This window comes from Ochrobactrum sp. RH2CCR150, assembly GCA_014138095.1.
Lineage (GTDB): Bacteria > Pseudomonadota > Alphaproteobacteria > Rhizobiales > Rhizobiaceae > Brucella > Brucella gambitense.
In genome coordinates, this window is sequence record JACGXE010000018.1 from 1 (window position 1) to 15,256 (window position 15,256).

Genomic DNA, 15,256 nt, shown 5'->3' on the forward strand with positions numbered 1-15,256 from the left:
GCAGTCCAGGCCATCATGATCTCCATCGAATGTAAGCAATCCGATTGAATCATAACCGACTGAAATCGCTCAATCCTTTTTGGAACAGGCTCTTATATATCGGCTAAGAGACAATATTTTTGTGAACATAACGACCTCCTGCGTTTCGAAGGCAAGATAGAAGAGCCAGAAATTACCTTGCAGACGCGTTCCATTCTGCAACGATATTACAAAAAGTAAAATAACGAGATCTCGCTTTTTGAAAACCCAGCAATGTGTCGAAGCGTAGGTAACGTAATTTCATGCACAGACTGTTTCACCGGCCACACTCTTTACATGAGTGGCAATTGATAGCTTCCAATTAGACAAAATTGGCTGGTTGGGTGAAAAATTGTATGTTAAGCAGTTTAGTGAATATTAATGCGAGGTTGTGTGGAAAGAGGCCGCTAATCGCGCGCCGAATACTGGTCTGTCGGAGCTGAACAGCATGCTTTTCGAGCGTTTAGCTTGCAAGCCATATTACTTGAAGTCCTGTCGCCTTGCATCAGGCTTTGGTCTGTTTCTACGTTACTTTTATGTAATCGCTTTTTGAGTACGTCCTACAGGGGAAGTTGACCTTGAAGTGCGGAGGAAGGGGACATCTCAGCAAATGATGACACGATCGGATATTTTTGCGGTCCAAGTGGAAAAGTGCCAGCGTTCAAGCGCCAGTATAAACCGGGCACTGGTACTTGCTCTCGTGATTACGTCGCTAAGCGCATGTTCTCAAGAAACGGAAGCCCGACCGCCCCAAATACGCCCTGTTCAAGTCGTAACTGTTCAGAAGGGCGCACCTGGACAAACCTCTACTTTTACGGGCGAAATTCAAGCTCAAGAAGAAGTATCCCTCGCATTCCGTGTATCAGGACGGATGATCGAGCGAAGCGTCAATGTTGGTGATACAGTCGCAGCAGGGCAAATTGTTGCGCGGTTAGATGCTCAGAGCGCGCAGAATTCTCTGCGATCCGCGAGAGCGGCTCTTTCAGCCGCGGAAAGTCAGCTGGTTACTGCGAGAAATGCCTTCTCGCGACAGGATCGGTTATTACAACAAGGGTTTACCACACGTGCGTTTCATGATGAAGCCCGTAATGCTTTGGAAAACGCCCGTTCGGCAGTCGACCGCGCTGAAGCACAGGTGAAGATAGCTGAAGATAATGTAGGTTACTCTAACCTCATCGTTGATGCTGGAGGAACGGTAACTGCGCGAGGTGCAGAACCTGGGGAAGTTGTGCAAGCTGGCCAGATGATTGTTCGACTGGCACGCGAGCGAGGCAGAGACGGCGTATTCGATGTACCCCCACAAATTTTGCGAGCGGCTGATCCTGATTCAGTAATTACCGTTAGCCTCGCCAATGATCCAAACGTATTCACTTCTGGTCGTGTGAGGGAAGTATCCCCGCAGGCTGACCCTGTGACGCGAACTTTTCGGGTTCGAGTGGGGTTGGATAATGCCCCCGATGCTATGCGCCTCGGCTCCACAGTTAACGGGATCGTTAAGATCGAGAACGACGCTGAAATTGAAATCCCCGCGAGCGCCTTAACTGCGGTAAATAGTTCTCCTGCGGTTTGGGTGGTTGATCCCCAAGCCGAAACTGTCGCGCTGCGAAATATTGAAGTTGCTCGGTTTGGTAATACCAATGTCGGCGTGCAGTCGGGTCTAAGCGTTGGCGATATCGTGGTTACCGCAGGAATTCAAGCTTTACATCCTGGTCAGAAGGTCCGTCTGCTAGGTTCGTCGGGGTCGTGATGCGATTCAATCTTTCTGAATGGGCCGTTCGCGAACGGCAGTTAGTCATTTTCTTGATGATCGTGGTGCTGGGAGCCGGGATTTTTGCTTATACGCGTCTCGGTCGCGCAGAAGATCCATCTTTTGTGATAAAAACAATGGTTGTACAGGCCGGTTGGCCCGGAGCGAACGTCACCGATACGCTTCAACAAGTGACCGAGCGACTGGAACGGACAATTCAGGAAACGCCGCATCTCGATAATATTCGCAGTTTTACTCGCGCAGGCGTTACAACCATTTTTGTGAATCTGGAAGGCAGCGCAAGCGCTAGGGAGGTAGAAGACACCTGGTATAACGTTCGCAAACGCGTTGGCGACATGCGCCACACACTCCCGCAAGGTGTTGTTGGCCCTGGCTTTAATGACGAGTTCGGCGACACATTTGGCCTCATTTATGGCTTTACCGCTGACGGGTTTACTCACCGGCAATTGCGGGACTACGTCGAAGAAGCACGCTCCCGTCTACTCAAGGTTACCGACGTCGCCAAGATTGAACTGCTTGGTGAACAGGATGAGCAGATCTTTGTCGAGTTCTCAATGCAGGAGCTTGCCAGCCTGGGAATTGATCGGTCTGCTCTAATCGCGGCACTGCGCGCTCAAAATGTCGTGCAGCCGTCCGGGACAATACTCACCGGCTATGAAAATCTCTCTGTCGACGTATCCGGAGCATTTAAGACCGAGCAGGACATTGCAAACATTAATTTCGCCGTAAACGGCAGAATGGTCCGACTTGCTGATATCGCAACAGTGCGCCGCGGCTATTCGGACCCTCCAGCACCGTTGTTCAGAGTTAATGGTCAACCGGGAATCGGATTAGCTATTTCGATGCGCGAAGGAGGCGATATACTTCGTCTTGGCCGCAACATAGACGAAGCTATGTACGAGATCAGAGGTGATCTGCCGCTCGGCATTGAACCCCATCTCGTCGCGGACCAGGCTGTTACCGTACGCGGTGCGATCTCGGAATTCATGGAATCTCTTTGGCAGGCTATCGCAATTATTCTCGTCGTGAGTTTTGTTGCATTGGGTATACGCGCTGGCCTGATGGTTGCATTCACCATCCCACTCACCCTCGCTGCCGTATTCTCAATTATGTGGTTGGTTGGCATTGATATGCAACGCATCTCACTGGGCGCTCTGATCATTGCGCTGGCGCTGATGGTTGACGATGCAATGACCACAACGGATGCCACACTGGGAAGGCTTGCCCTAGGGGAACCAAAGGAAGTAGCGGCAGTATACGCTTTCAAAACCTATGCTTTTGCTATGCTCGCCGGCACATTTGTCACCATCGCAGGTTTCGTGCCGGTCGGTTTTGCCGCAAGTTCAGCTGGCGAGTATACTTTTTCGCTGTTCGCCGTCGTAAGCATAGCGCTTCTCGTTTCGTGGTTCGTCGCTGTTATTTTTGCCCCTCTGCTTGGAATCTATGTATTGAAACCAGCAAAGAAAACGACGGACAGTCCAGGCCGCGTTATGCGCATTTATCGCAGCTTCCTCTCTGCTGCGTTAAAAGCTCGATGGCTGACTATTGCGGTTACTCTCGTTTTGTTTGCTATCTCGATTTTTCTCCTGCCCATGATTCCACGGCAATTCTTTCCTGCGTCAGATCGCCCGGAACTTCTGGTTGACCTTGAGCTCCCCCAAAACTCCTCCATCTATGCCACCGAGCGTGTAATGCAGCGATTAGACGACGCACTGCGCCCAGACATCGATGTTGAAAGATGGAGCGGTTATGTTGGCCGCGGGGCAATTCGTTTCTATCTTCCACTTGACGCAAAACTGCCAAATGATTTTTTTGGACAAGCCGTCGTGGTTGCTAAGGATGTCGACGCCCGTTTACGCATACAGCAAAAACTTGCTTCGCTGTTTGAAAAGGAATTTCCAAATGTGGTGACGCGGGTTTCTCCACTCGAATTGGGCCCACCTGTCGGGTGGCCCATACAATATCGTGTACTTGGCCCAGATCTGGGACAGGTCCGTGATATCGCATATAAGCTCGCTGCGGTCATCGCGAAAAGTCCCCTGACAAAAACGGTGAATTATGAATGGATTGAACCTTCGCGCGAAGTTCGAGTCCGTGTTGATCAGGATAAGGCACGCTTGTTAGGGCTTTCCAGCGAAGCAATCGGACGTGTACTGAACACTATTTTAACTGGAGTGCCCGTTACACAGGTTCGTGACGACATATATTTAGTGAACGTGACACTGCGCGCTACAGACGAACAGCGTGTCTCGCTCGACACTCTGCGCACGGTCCCAATTCCCATCAACGGGGGGAGAACAGTACCTCTCAGCCAGTTTGCCACCTTCGATTTCGATCAAACATATCCCATGGTATGGCGACGAGACAGAACGCCCAATTTGACGGTACAATCAGATATCGTCAGCGGAACATTGCCTGAAACGGTCGTGCAACAACTCGCTCCAAGCGTCAAAGAACTTTCCGATACATTACCGACGGACTACCGGATCGAAACGGGCGGAACAGTTGAAGAAAGTGCGGCATCTCTGGCATCCGTTATGGCAGTCGTACCGGTGATGCTACTGATCATGCTTGCCGTACTTATGTTCCAGCTGCGGCGGTTCTCGTTGACATTAATAGTAGTCAGCGTCGCGCCCTTAGGTCTAATCGGAGTCGTGCTCGCTCTGCTAATATCAAACCGGCCATTGGGTTTCGTGGCTATACTCGGGGTGCTCGCCCTTGTCGGTATGATCATTAAGAACGCAGTCATTCTAATTGGTCAAATTGAAGCTGAACGAGAAGCGGGCAAGGGTATAAATGAGGCCGTGCTAGACGCATCTTCTGCTCGCTTTACACCGATAATGCTGACGGCCATTTCTACGGTATTGGGAATGATTCCGATCGCCCCCACTGTTTTCTGGGGACCGATGGCATTCGCGATAATGGGCGGCTTGCTCGTAGCTACTCTTCTAACTCTTATCTTTCTGCCAGCTCTGTATATAACGATCACTTCGGAACGCCGTTCGTTAAATTCAGAAACAGCGGAGAAGATTTAGTTCTCCACCTCTGGTGATGCGTGTATTATGCCCGAAGGTATGAATAGGCAACCATTTTACTTCAGAGGCGTTTGCGTTGCCTAAAGCAGCCAAGGTCCGTTACGCTCAACCGTCTTATGAGCACTTGCCCGCCCAAGAGAGCTAACACCTGATCGGAGCACGGGCGGGCGTGGGAGTAAGCGGCTCTACCCGGCTTTATAGGTGAAGACCCTCTTCTGCGCATTCGTTAATATCATAAGCTACATGCCGCCCCTCCTACTAAGTTGCGGCGGAGCGTCAGGAACCGGTTTGCAGACAACTGTTCCCACTCGCTGCTGGTCGTGCCATCTGATTGCCAGTCAAGAAAAGTACGCAGTACCACCATCCCTTGCTATGAAATTTCTAGGTGATCTACATTCAGCGGAAACGTTCAGTCGGCATTCATGACCCTCAATTCCCCCCGAACATGGGCATTGCTCGCAGGGTGGATATCTAAAAGCACAACTTTGCAACATCATCTTTATAAGGTGACTAATCGCCCAATCGGTCTCCCGGCCAGTATTGAGCGCTCTTCCATAGCGCAGTCTTCTCCAACTGAGCCGATAGTTTCAATATCTGGTCCTCACGACCGAATGGACCAATCAACTGGACGCCGACTGGCAGGCCATCATGGCGCCATAACGGGAGACTAGCCGCAGGTTGACCTGATGCATTAACCACCGCCATGAACGGTGTAACCTCCCCAACCTTGTGGCGAAACGCTCGAAAATCTGGCTCTGCCATGGAAAGCGTGCCAAGCTTCACTGGAACGGTTGCAAGCGACGGTGTAATAACAAGGTCGTAACCATCGATCATGCCCGCCATCATACGGCCCGTCGCATGAAGGCGGTTGATCGCCGCCACATAATCAGGGGCCGACATTCGTGTGCCAATGCGGTAGCCATCCAAAATCGCCGGTTCGAACTCGTCAGATCGCGGATCGCGCCCATCGGCAAGGAGTTTTGTACGAGCCGAGAACGCGATGTTGGCCGACATGACAGCTACAATTGCATCAATAAACGACGCGTAATCAAAGTCTGGAGCAGAAATACGGACGACTTCATGACCGAGCGCTCCAAGCGTTTCAATAGTTTGCTCCAGGCCCATGAGGCAAGCCTGTTGCACTGGAATGCCCCACGGGTCACTCCAGACCGCAATACGCAGTGGGCGATCAAATGGCTGATTGAGTTCTGCTTCGTAATTTCCACCCGGCGGTGCTGCGTAAGGCGCACCAGTTTCCATACCGGCGATCAGATCAAGGGAGCGCGCCGTATCCCGCACCGAGCGGCTCAAGACGCCGTCGCAGGCTAGCCCACCCCACCCCTCGCCTCGAAACGGCCCCATCGGCACGCGCCCGCGCGATGGCTTTAGCCCAAAGATACCGCAACAAGAAGCTGGTATACGTATCGAACCGCCGCCGTCGCTACCGTGTGCGACAGGCACAACACCTGCCGCAACAGCGACGGCCGCACCACCGGACGAACCGCCCGGTGAGCGGCTGAGATCGTAAGGATTGCGTGTTGGTCCACCATTGCGGCGGGCTTCGGTGGTCGGAGCCATACAGAGTTCCGGCACCGTAGAGCGGGCAAATGTGATGAAACCTGCCGCGCGGAATCGCGCGGTCAAGGTCGCATCTACCAGCGAGCTCGCACCTTCGAACAGTGAGGAACCAATGCTGGTTGACAGGTCAGTCGAAGCCAACCCTGAATCCTTCAACAGGAATGGCAAACCACTGAACTTGCCTGGGACAATCTGATGGGCTGCCGCTCGCACCAATGCGCCTTCATAATCACGGTAGGTCAGCATATTCGTTAAACTGTCAAAGCGCTCACCAGCTTCAATGGCGATGCGCATTAGCTCCACTGGGCTCACATCTTTCGACACCAGGAGTTCGGCTAGTTCGATGCCGTCCTTGGACCGATATTCTTCAAAATTCATCACAACTCCATTCCGCAGGACGCATGGTCCTGCGGGGCGTCCAATTAAACGGATGCTAATATTTCTATTTTTCAGTCAGGGCCCAGGCTTCGGCAATTTCATTGCCACGTGCGAACCAAACTCCTGGGAAGGTCTGCATCCATTGGATGAATTCCCTAAGCAAGGCGATGCGCGATGGGCGACCTGTCACCTGCGGATGCATGGTCAGATTGAACATACCACCCCAGCGATAGATTTCACGGAACTCATCCTGCCATATCTGCAGTATGTGCTCGTTAGAGCAAATCGTGCGTGGCGTGCGAATGGAAAACAGGGCAAATGGCGCATCGTCCAGACTCCAATGAACAGGAAGTTCAATAGGGCCATCCGAACCATCCGCCAATTTATGGCGATAAGGATTGATCGTGTCCATGAATGAACTGTCATAGGTCAGACCATAACGTTTAACCAGATTCATCATGTTCGGCGAGGATTCCCATGCAGGCGACCGATAGCCCTTCGGCACGACGCCGACGGAAGACTTCAGGGCTTCAAGTCCCTTAACGAAAACCTCTTCTTCTCGCTCGGGTTGGTCGGGATCGACCCATTCGTGCAGATAACCGTGATGGCCAACTTCGTGTCCCCCGGCGATAATCATTTCCAAACGGTCGATGTATTTTTCTGCCGTCCAACCAGGAACGAAGAAAGTGGCCGGAACGCCTGCTTCTTTCAGCGTTTCGAGGATCATCGGCACGCCAACCTTGGCACCGTAAACGCCTTGTGACAACGTTCCTGGACGCTTTGCGTTTTCCGGATCACGCGACAGCCAGAGTGTTTCCGCGTCAAAGTCAAATGACAGCATAACGGCGACACGGTGACCGTCCGGCCAATTGATTGAGCCAAAATGTTCCATAATGCTAACCTCTTAGAACGAGCCGCGTGAGGACAACCATCCTCCGTCCACAGCGATGATCTGACCATTCACGAACGAAGCACCATCTGAACCAAGAAACGTAATCACTTCAGCTACTTCGCTCGGATCACCAACGCGTTTCAATGGTGTACCCGCAATCATTGCATTGCGGTATTCCGCATCATTTTCGATCTTGTCGCGCGTCATCGCGGTTACGATGCAACCCGGTGCAACCGCATTGACACGGATGCCATCTGATCCAAGCTCGGCGCTCAACTGACGAGTAAGTTGTGAAATTCCGGCCTTGCTGACAGCATAGGCTGTGGTGCCAATCCGGCCTACTTCGCCATAGACCGACGCGAGATTGACGATTGCCCCACCTGGACGGCGAAGCAAGGGTAACAGTTCCCTGGTCAGTCGCAACACTGAACGCAAATTGACACCGACAATACGATCGAGCAGTTCGTCATCTGAATCGATAAGCTTTTGGGAGCCGCCTATGCCGGCGCAATTAACCAGCAGATCCAGAGAACCCGAAGCACTGACTGCTTTGGCGATAAGTGAAGGCGTATCATTCGAGGCCAGATCGCCAGCGATAACGGTTGCTCGACTGCCATCAAGTTGATCGACGTTCAGATCCACCGCAATAACTGAATACCTTCTTTGCAGAAGCAGATCGAGCGTTGCTTTACCGATCCCGCTGTTGGCACCGGTAACGACTGCAGTTTTACATAGCGTCGTCATGCCAGCCGCCCTCCGTCGACCGGCAGGGAAATGCCTGTTGTGTACGACGCGGCGTCGCTGGCAAGATAAAGCACAGCTTCACTCACTTCATGCAATTCGCCAAAGCGCTTCAGGGGATGGAGCTCTTTATACATTTCCCGACGCTGTTCAGCTTCGGCTCCAGCGGACGCAAAATTACGTTCGAGCATCGGTGAAGTGATAGATCCAGGGCAAACCGAATTGACACGAATACCCTCATCGGCCAGTGCCAGAGCGAGGCTGCGGCTTAGAAGTGCAACCGCCCCTTTCGATGCAGAGTAAACACCCAAAGCACGGGACCCTGTCAGGCCAGCAGTCGAGCCATAGGTCACAACATTGCCTTTACGTTTACGCAGTGCTGTTATGCTGAGTTGAACGGCAAGTAGCGTACCGCGCACATTCAGCGTCAACATCTGGTCGACTTCTTCCGGTGATATTTCCAGAATATTTGTGCCGCTGCCAAGCGTTCCGGCAGCGGTCACGAGTACATCGAGACCATCAGTGAGATCGAGGCTCCCCCAGACGCGGCGCATATCGTCGGACGACACAATATTGCAATCAACGATTTCTGCCTTTCCACCTATTTCGGTTTGTAACATCTGAAGTTTTTCTACGTCACGGTCGATAAGGATCAGATGAGCCGCACCTTCACGTGCAAAAGCACGAGATAGATCGGAGCCGAGCGCGCCTGCGGCACCCGTTATCAAAACGATTTTACCAGCAAAGCGCATCAGGATTTACCCTTTCCAAGATAGAATTCACGCAGTTCCTCAACATTGAGGTCAGGTCCATTCCTGCGAGAATAGGCAAACCGGCCTTCCCGCAGAATGTGCACTTCATCTGCAAGTTCCAACGCCATCGACACGTTCTGTTCAACCAGCAGCATGGTCAGGCCGCGTTCGCGCAGCTTGCGAATAATATCGGAAATTTCACCCACTACCTTCGGTGCCAGGGCCGCCGATGGCTCATCGAGTAGGAGCAGGCTGGGACGTGCCATCAAGGCCCTCCCAAGCGACAACATCTGACGTTCACCGCCAGAAAGGAGACCCGCTGCCGCCTTGTAACGTGTTTTGAGGCGAGGAAATTCCTGATAAACCATTTCAATATCTTCAGCGATGCCAGCCTTGTCTTTTCGCCGATGATAAGCACCGATCAGGATATTTTCGTGCACGGATAGACCCGCCAGAACTTCCTTGCCTTGAGGGACGAGACAAAGCCCCGCTTCCGCCATTGCATGAGCACCCTTGCCATCAATGCGCTTTCCGTCGAGTCTGATCTCACCACTCGTTGGCTGGACAAGACCGGCCAGTGTTTTCAGCGCGGTAGATTTACCGGTACCGTTGGAGCCGAGAATTGCGCTGAGCCCACCTTTTGGCACGACAAAATCGAGACCAAACAGAATCTGAACTTTACCGTAACCGGCATCAACCATTTTGCACTCAAGCATGGGCAGACCGTCCTAGTCCGATATAGGCTTCGATAACTTTAGGGTCCTGCACCACGATGTCCGGCTTACCGTCTGCTATCTTTTGACCGTAATCGAGAACCACGACGCGGTCACAGACCGATTGCACCACGCGCATAACATGCTCGACCAACAGGATGGTAACCCCAAACTCATCACGCATGCGGCGGATCATTTCGATCAGTCGATCGACATTAATCGGCGAAAGACCCGCAGCCGGTTCGTCAAGAATAAATATGCGGGGGTTGGTTGCCAGACCCCGAGCAAGCTCGACCATGCGCTGCTGGCCGATCGACAGATCAGTTGCAAGCTTCTTGGCGTGCATTTCCATTTCGAACAAAGAAAGGGTTTTATGTGCTTTAGCTACAGCTTCACCACGCCAAGTTTTTGCTTTGCCGCTGTTTATAAATGAAGACACATAGCCCGGACCGTCTTGTTCCTGCAGCGCCAGGATGATGTTCTCTTCCACTGTCAGGCTGGAGAATAGACGTATCATCTGGAACGTACGAACAACGCCGAGTTTTGCGACCTTGTGCGGAGCAGCGCCAGAAAAATCCTTGCCGTCGATCAGCACCCGACCACTGGTCGGTGCCAATACACCACTCAACAGATTGACCACCGTGGACTTGCCGGAACCGTTTGGGCCGATCAGGCCAACAATTTCCCTTTCATTGACTTCGAAGTCAAAGGAATTCAGCGCAACCATACCCTGAAAGGCCTTGGTCAGACCCTCAGCTCTAATAATTGGGGCCATTATTTTGCCCTCCGTTGAAAGCTGCCAACCAGGCCCTTGGGCGCAAACATCGTGACGAGGATGAGAACCGCGCCATAGAAAATATGCTTGTAGTCGGCAAGACTGGACAGAAGTTCCGGCAGCGCGATCAGCAGCACTGCACCTAGAACCGGCCCCCAAAAGCACCCACGACCGCCGAGTACCACCATTGCAACGATGGTTGCAGAAGCCATTACAGTGTAATCGTCGGGTGTCACGCCACGAATATGATAGGCCAGGAGCACACCAGCAGCGCCCGCGAAAGCTGATGAGATCGCAAAGGCCACAAGTTTCATCACTTTGGAATTGATCCCGATTGTGCGCGCCAGAGTTTCATCGTCACGGATCGCCTGCAGCGTGTCGCCAAACCGCGAACGTGTAAGGAGCGCATTAGCCACCAGGAGCACCGTGGAAACGGCCAACACCAGGTAGAAATAGGATGAAAGCGAGGTAAACCCTGCAACGGGTTGCACTTCAATGCCATACTGGCCGCCGGTAAAGCCCGTCCATTGCGACATAACCAGATAGACAATCGTCTGGAACGCAATGGTCATGATGGCAAGGAAGTGCCCCTGTGTGCGTAGAAGCGGAAGACCAAGCAGGAAGCCGAACACGCCTGCGACTACCATACCAAGCGGCAGGTTGATCCAGAAACCCGTGCCAAGATCACGTTCCATAATTGCGGCAGTATAGGCACCGATCCCCATGAACGCCGCATGTGCGAACGAGTAAAGTCCGGTCCAGCCCATGACGATGTCGAGGCTCGAAGCCAGCACCACATAAACGCATACAACGATGGCAATATTGATGAAGTAGCCACCGCCAACTGCATTTGGAAACAACGCGAAAAGGGCTGCGGCAAGTAGGATGAAAAGAATTTGACGCATGTCAGGACCGATCCGTCTTGATGCCGAAGAGACCTTGCGGGCGCACAGCTAGAATGACCATGACAAAGATGAAGCCGACAATGTCGCGCAACTCACTTCCCATATAGCCCGTTACAAGCGATTCAATGATACCGAGTGCCAGACCTGCAATGATCGCGCCCTCGATGCTGCCCATACCGGCAATAACGACAATCACGAATGACTTCATGACGATTAGACTTCCAGCAGTTGGCTGTACGGTAAACACGGTCGACATCAGTGCACCTGACAGACCGGCAAGTGCGGCGCCGATCGCAAAGGTAACCACGCCAACACGGCGCACATTGATGCCGCTGATACGGGCCACAGTTGCATTTTCCGACATCGCACGCAGAGAAAGCCCAACCCATGTATAGCGTAATACAACCAGCAGAATTGACACTGTAACTATTGCCAGCGCCACAATTGCCAGTCGCTCGCTGGTAAGGAAGACATCGCCGATCTGAATTGCGCCACGCGGCAGTCCGCTCTTGGCCATCAAAGGTTCAGGACCTGCAATCTTCAGCGCAAGATTTTGCAATAAGATCGCCAAACCAAACGAGGCGATAATGACGTTCGTCGGATCTTTCTTTCCAATCGGCAGAAAGATCACGCGTTCAACAAAACATCCAAACAGCGCCATGGCGATAATGACGAGTGCCAGTGACGATATTGGTCCAAGCCCAAGCAACTGGGTGCCGACATAGGCCAGGTAACCGCCGAGCATGTAAAACTCGCCATGAGCGAAGTTTACAATTTTTAGAATGCCGAAAATGAGCGTGAGGCCGATCGCTACGAGAACGTAGCTCGACCCGACCACGATCCCGTTGGCCAAAAATTGCTGGAAGAGTATCAAGGGTGGGTTCCTTGCAAAATTGCATCCAATAAAGCGCGACCGAAGCGCCGGGGATGCGCATCAGATCAAAAGCTTGTGCGCGACTCAACTCGCGAGAGCTAATCCACGCTCCAAAGCGGTTCCAGCAGAAAAGAAGATAGACGCGCTTGCCGGAAACACCTGAAGGCAAAGGTCACGGCGGCTCTTTGCCAGGAAGAACCGCCACTTGCCCATCAGTCGAAGGGCAACCATTCGCGTTTGCCATTCTTCACAATTGCAAGACCGACCGTGAATTGAACGCTGCCCTTGTCATCAAATTTTGCAGTGGTGCCGGCTGGGCCCTGCGCGAGTGGATAATCGCCCATCTTCATTAATTGCTGCTGCATAGCGGCACCATCAGCTTTGCCCACGCGGCGAGCGGCTTCCATGAGAAGCCCGATGGAGTCAAAGCCGATAGCGTTGTAAACGTCCGGCTCCTTGTTGTACGCCGCGCGGAATTCCTTTGCGAATTCTGCACCATAAACATTTGGCGTGCTCGGTTCGAACATAGACGAAACAGCAAAGCCTTCCGAGGCTGGGCCAGCAAGTTCAATTAGTTTATCGCTCATCATCGAGCCCGAGCCAACAATCTTAACCTGGAGGCCAAGTTCGCCAGCCTGTTTGATGATTTGTGCGCCGGAATCCATCAGTCCAGCGATATAGATTGCTTCAGGCGCCTGGGCGCGCACGTTGGTGAGTGCGGAGTAGAAGTCCTTCTCGCCCGGATTGTAGGCTTCAACCGAAATGATCTTGCCACCCATACCTTCGTAATTCGCCTTGAATTCATCAGCAAGCGATTTGCCATAGATCGAATTTTCGAACAATACGACAACGGTTTTTGCGTTGAGCTTGCCCAATGTATCCTTGGCCGTCTGCATAGCCTGAGTTGTGCTACCTGGAAAAGCGCGGAAGAACCATGGATCACCAGCAGCATTGGCATCCGTGACCGCCGATGAGGTCGAGCCCGCAGATATCATTGGAACTTTGTATTCTTTAGCAACTTTATTTTGCGCGGCCGCAACGGCGCTGACATAAGTACCGCTAATACCAACTACGCCATCCTGCTCAATCAGCTTACGAACAGCGGTAACACCCTTGGTCGGATTACCTTCGTCGTCTTCAACGAAGATCTTAACATTTTCACCGAAAACACCGCCTTTGGCATTGGCTTGCTTAACAGCAAACTCAATTCCTTCGCGGATCGACGTGCCAGCAAGCGAAGCCGAACCGGACAACGGCAGTGAAACGCCAAGCTTCAACTGTTCCGCCCATGCGGCTGAGATCGACGCGGTGGAAATGACTGCGGAAAACAGCACAACCGTTGCTGCCTTTATTCTGATCGCCATGTTCGCCTCTTTATATTGAATATTTTATATTGTATTGCGATATTAAAAAGCTTATTATGAGTTTAAATGGCAGTCAAGCCAAAAACATGGTGGGCGAATGCGCGAAGAAACACTGTTTGTGAAATCGCTGGGAAAGGCCTTTGAGCTTCTGGAGGCTTTTGAAAAAAGCAGTGACGGCGGGAGGCTCTCCCATAAAGAGATGAAAGAGCTGACAGGGCTAGACGCCAGCACCATCCAGCGTATGTCGCATACGCTTGTCGCACTTGGCTATCTTGAGCGCGGGCCGAACCGCACCTATGCGCTCGGCAAGAAAGTCCTGCATTTCACGTTTGAGTATCTCAGGCATTCGACGCTCGTACAGCGTGCTAGCCCGGTTCTTATGGATCTTCAGCACGAAACCGGCGAACGTATCGATTTGAGCCTGTTTGAGGATACCGATATAGTTTATGCGCTACGTCGCCAATCCAAGCGGGAAACATTTTTCGCCACTCTGACCGGACGACGGATTCCGGCTTTTGCCGCGTCAGGCGGACGCGTAGTCATGGCACATCTGCCAGATGAGACGGTCGAAGACATATTGGATCGCTCAAACCTGACCAAATATTCGCCGCGCACGGTCATTGATCGCGCAGAAATCATTGCCGAAATCAAAAAAGCCAAGCAACTTGGTTATGCCCTTTGCATCGAACAGATGTTGCAGGGAGAAATCGTGATCGCCAGTGCTATTTTTGATGAGCGCAACACGCCAATAGGAGCGGTCCACATTGCCGCATCACTGTCTGACTGGACCCCAGACGCCTTTTTGCAAAAGCATGTACCGCTCGTGACGTCGGCAGCTCACATCATTTCCAACAGGTCGTGAATACCACTCTACACTTACATTTTTTTGCGAGAACACTATGACAACAACCAATCTCGTCATCCGCCCGATTGAAGCTGCCGACAAGCCAGAATGGGCTCGTCTTTGGAGTGCGTATCTCGAGTTTTATGAAAAGGCTGTGCCCGAAGAAGTCTACGAGGAAACTTTCCGCCGCCTCATCGTTGAAGGCGAGTTCGAACCCAATGGCTTCATTGCATTGAGCGACGGTAAGGCTGTCGGACTGGTTCATTACATCCCGCACCGTTCATGCTGGATGACGCAGAATGTTTGTTATTTACAGGATCTTTTCGCCGACCCAGAGTCCCGCGGCACTGGTGTTGGTCGTGCGCTGATAGAGGCCGTCTACGCAAAAGCGGACGAGCTTGGTTTAGGTAGCGTTTATTGGTTGACGCAGGAACACAATGCGACAGCGCGTCTGCTCTATGACCGCATCGCACGCAACACCAAATTCATCCGCTATATGCGATAGAAACCAAGCGGTAGCTTCATCGGAGGTCTCGTATGTCCTAAAGACCTCCGCCCGCATCGAATGTGCCAGTCGCACGACGCTCAGTCCAGCCGTAAAGGCAAAGCTTCATCTGCC

General features: G+C 52.3%; 13 protein-coding genes. 4 read left to right on the plus strand and 9 right to left on the minus strand.

The window, feature by feature from the left end:
• Positions 1-628 precede the first annotated feature (628 nt).
• Together FHW03_RS22835 and FHW03_RS22840 are read left to right on the plus strand one after the other, a co-directional pair.
• On the plus strand, positions 629-1,765 hold the full coding sequence (locus FHW03_RS22835) for an efflux RND transporter periplasmic adaptor subunit (RefSeq protein WP_377515516.1): 1,137 nt from the start codon (positions 629-631) through the stop codon (positions 1,763-1,765).
• Positions 1,765-4,821 carry an efflux RND transporter permease subunit gene (locus tag FHW03_RS22840; protein WP_182522735.1) on the plus strand — a complete coding sequence of 1,019 codons (3,057 nt, stop codon included), beginning with the start codon at positions 1,765-1,767 and terminating at the stop codon, positions 4,819-4,821. The genes FHW03_RS22835 and FHW03_RS22840 overlap by 1 nt, the downstream gene beginning before the upstream one ends.
• Positions 4,822-5,331: 510 nt before the next feature.
• Here the strand turns inward: FHW03_RS22840 and FHW03_RS22845 are convergent.
• From FHW03_RS22845 to FHW03_RS22885, 9 genes are all read right to left on the minus strand, one after another.
• Complete coding sequence (locus tag FHW03_RS22845; protein WP_182522736.1) at positions 5,332-6,777, minus strand: amidase; 1,446 nt, start codon at positions 6,775-6,777, stop codon at positions 5,332-5,334.
• 64 nt (positions 6,778-6,841) lie between these two features.
• Positions 6,842-7,669 (minus strand): polysaccharide deacetylase, encoded by an 828-nt coding sequence (locus FHW03_RS22850; protein WP_210277397.1) that lies wholly within the window; start codon positions 7,667-7,669, stop codon positions 6,842-6,844.
• 12 nt (positions 7,670-7,681) lie between these two features.
• Positions 7,682-8,413, minus strand: coding sequence for an SDR family NAD(P)-dependent oxidoreductase (locus FHW03_RS22855; protein ID WP_182522737.1), 732 nt, complete (start codon positions 8,411-8,413; stop codon positions 7,682-7,684).
• Positions 8,410-9,162 (minus strand): SDR family oxidoreductase, encoded by a 753-nt coding sequence (locus FHW03_RS22860; RefSeq protein ID WP_182522738.1) that lies wholly within the window; start codon positions 9,160-9,162, stop codon positions 8,410-8,412. The genes FHW03_RS22855 and FHW03_RS22860 overlap by 4 nt, the downstream gene beginning before the upstream one ends.
• Positions 9,162-9,878 carry an ABC transporter ATP-binding protein gene (locus FHW03_RS22865; protein ID WP_182522739.1) on the minus strand — a complete coding sequence of 239 codons (717 nt, stop codon included), beginning with the start codon at positions 9,876-9,878 and terminating at the stop codon, positions 9,162-9,164. The genes FHW03_RS22860 and FHW03_RS22865 overlap by 1 nt, the downstream gene beginning before the upstream one ends.
• Positions 9,871-10,650 carry an ABC transporter ATP-binding protein gene (locus FHW03_RS22870; protein WP_210277398.1) on the minus strand — a complete coding sequence of 260 codons (780 nt, stop codon included), beginning with the start codon at positions 10,648-10,650 and terminating at the stop codon, positions 9,871-9,873. The genes FHW03_RS22865 and FHW03_RS22870 overlap by 8 nt, the downstream gene beginning before the upstream one ends.
• On the minus strand, positions 10,650-11,555 hold the full coding sequence (locus tag FHW03_RS22875) for a branched-chain amino acid ABC transporter permease (RefSeq protein WP_182522740.1): 906 nt from the start codon (positions 11,553-11,555) through the stop codon (positions 10,650-10,652). Before FHW03_RS22875 ends, FHW03_RS22870 begins: the two co-directional genes overlap by 1 nt.
• 1 nt (position 11,556) lies before the next feature.
• Positions 11,557-12,429 carry a branched-chain amino acid ABC transporter permease gene (locus FHW03_RS22880; RefSeq protein ID WP_182522741.1) on the minus strand — a complete coding sequence of 291 codons (873 nt, stop codon included), beginning with the start codon at positions 12,427-12,429 and terminating at the stop codon, positions 11,557-11,559.
• Positions 12,430-12,641: 212 nt separating this feature from the next.
• A complete protein-coding gene (locus tag FHW03_RS22885) occupies positions 12,642-13,763 on the minus strand; it encodes an ABC transporter substrate-binding protein (protein ID WP_210277399.1) in 1,122 nt (373 codons plus the stop codon).
• A 127-nt stretch (positions 13,764-13,890) separates the two neighbouring features.
• Here FHW03_RS22885 and FHW03_RS22890 point away from each other — a divergent pair, with 127 nt between their 5' ends.
• Both FHW03_RS22890 and FHW03_RS22895 read left to right on the plus strand, forming a co-directional pair.
• Positions 13,891-14,655: an IclR family transcriptional regulator gene (locus FHW03_RS22890; protein ID WP_182522743.1), complete on the plus strand. Its 765-nt coding sequence runs from the start codon at positions 13,891-13,893 to the stop codon at positions 14,653-14,655.
• 37 nt (positions 14,656-14,692) lie between these two features.
• The gene (locus tag FHW03_RS22895; RefSeq protein ID WP_182522744.1) at positions 14,693-15,142 is read left to right on the plus strand and encodes a GNAT family N-acetyltransferase; all 450 of its coding nucleotides are present in this window, start codon (positions 14,693-14,695) and stop codon (positions 15,140-15,142) included.
• The last annotated feature ends 114 nt before the right edge of the window (positions 15,143-15,256 follow it).

Coding starts and splice junctions, on each gene's coding strand:
- FHW03_RS22835 (WP_377515516.1), top strand. CDS start 629: ATGATGACACGATCGGATATTTTTGCGGTCCAAGTGGAAAAGTGCCAG.
- FHW03_RS22840 (WP_182522735.1), top strand. CDS start 1,765: ATGCGATTCAATCTTTCTGAATGGGCCGTTCGCGAACGGCAGTTAGTC.
- FHW03_RS22845 (WP_182522736.1), bottom strand. CDS start 6,777: ATGAATTTTGAAGAATATCGGTCCAAGGACGGCATCGAACTAGCCGAA.
- FHW03_RS22850 (WP_210277397.1), bottom strand. CDS start 7,669: ATGGAACATTTTGGCTCAATCAATTGGCCGGACGGTCACCGTGTCGCC.
- FHW03_RS22855 (WP_182522737.1), bottom strand. CDS start 8,413: ATGACGACGCTATGTAAAACTGCAGTCGTTACCGGTGCCAACAGCGGG.
- FHW03_RS22860 (WP_182522738.1), bottom strand. CDS start 9,162: ATGCGCTTTGCTGGTAAAATCGTTTTGATAACGGGTGCCGCAGGCGCG.
- FHW03_RS22865 (WP_182522739.1), bottom strand. CDS start 9,878: ATGCTTGAGTGCAAAATGGTTGATGCCGGTTACGGTAAAGTTCAGATT.
- FHW03_RS22870 (WP_210277398.1), bottom strand. CDS start 10,650: ATGGCCCCAATTATTAGAGCTGAGGGTCTGACCAAGGCCTTTCAGGGT.
- FHW03_RS22875 (WP_182522740.1), bottom strand. CDS start 11,555: ATGCGTCAAATTCTTTTCATCCTACTTGCCGCAGCCCTTTTCGCGTTG.
- FHW03_RS22890 (WP_182522743.1), top strand. CDS start 13,891: ATGCGCGAAGAAACACTGTTTGTGAAATCGCTGGGAAAGGCCTTTGAG.
- FHW03_RS22895 (WP_182522744.1), top strand. CDS start 14,693: ATGACAACAACCAATCTCGTCATCCGCCCGATTGAAGCTGCCGACAAG.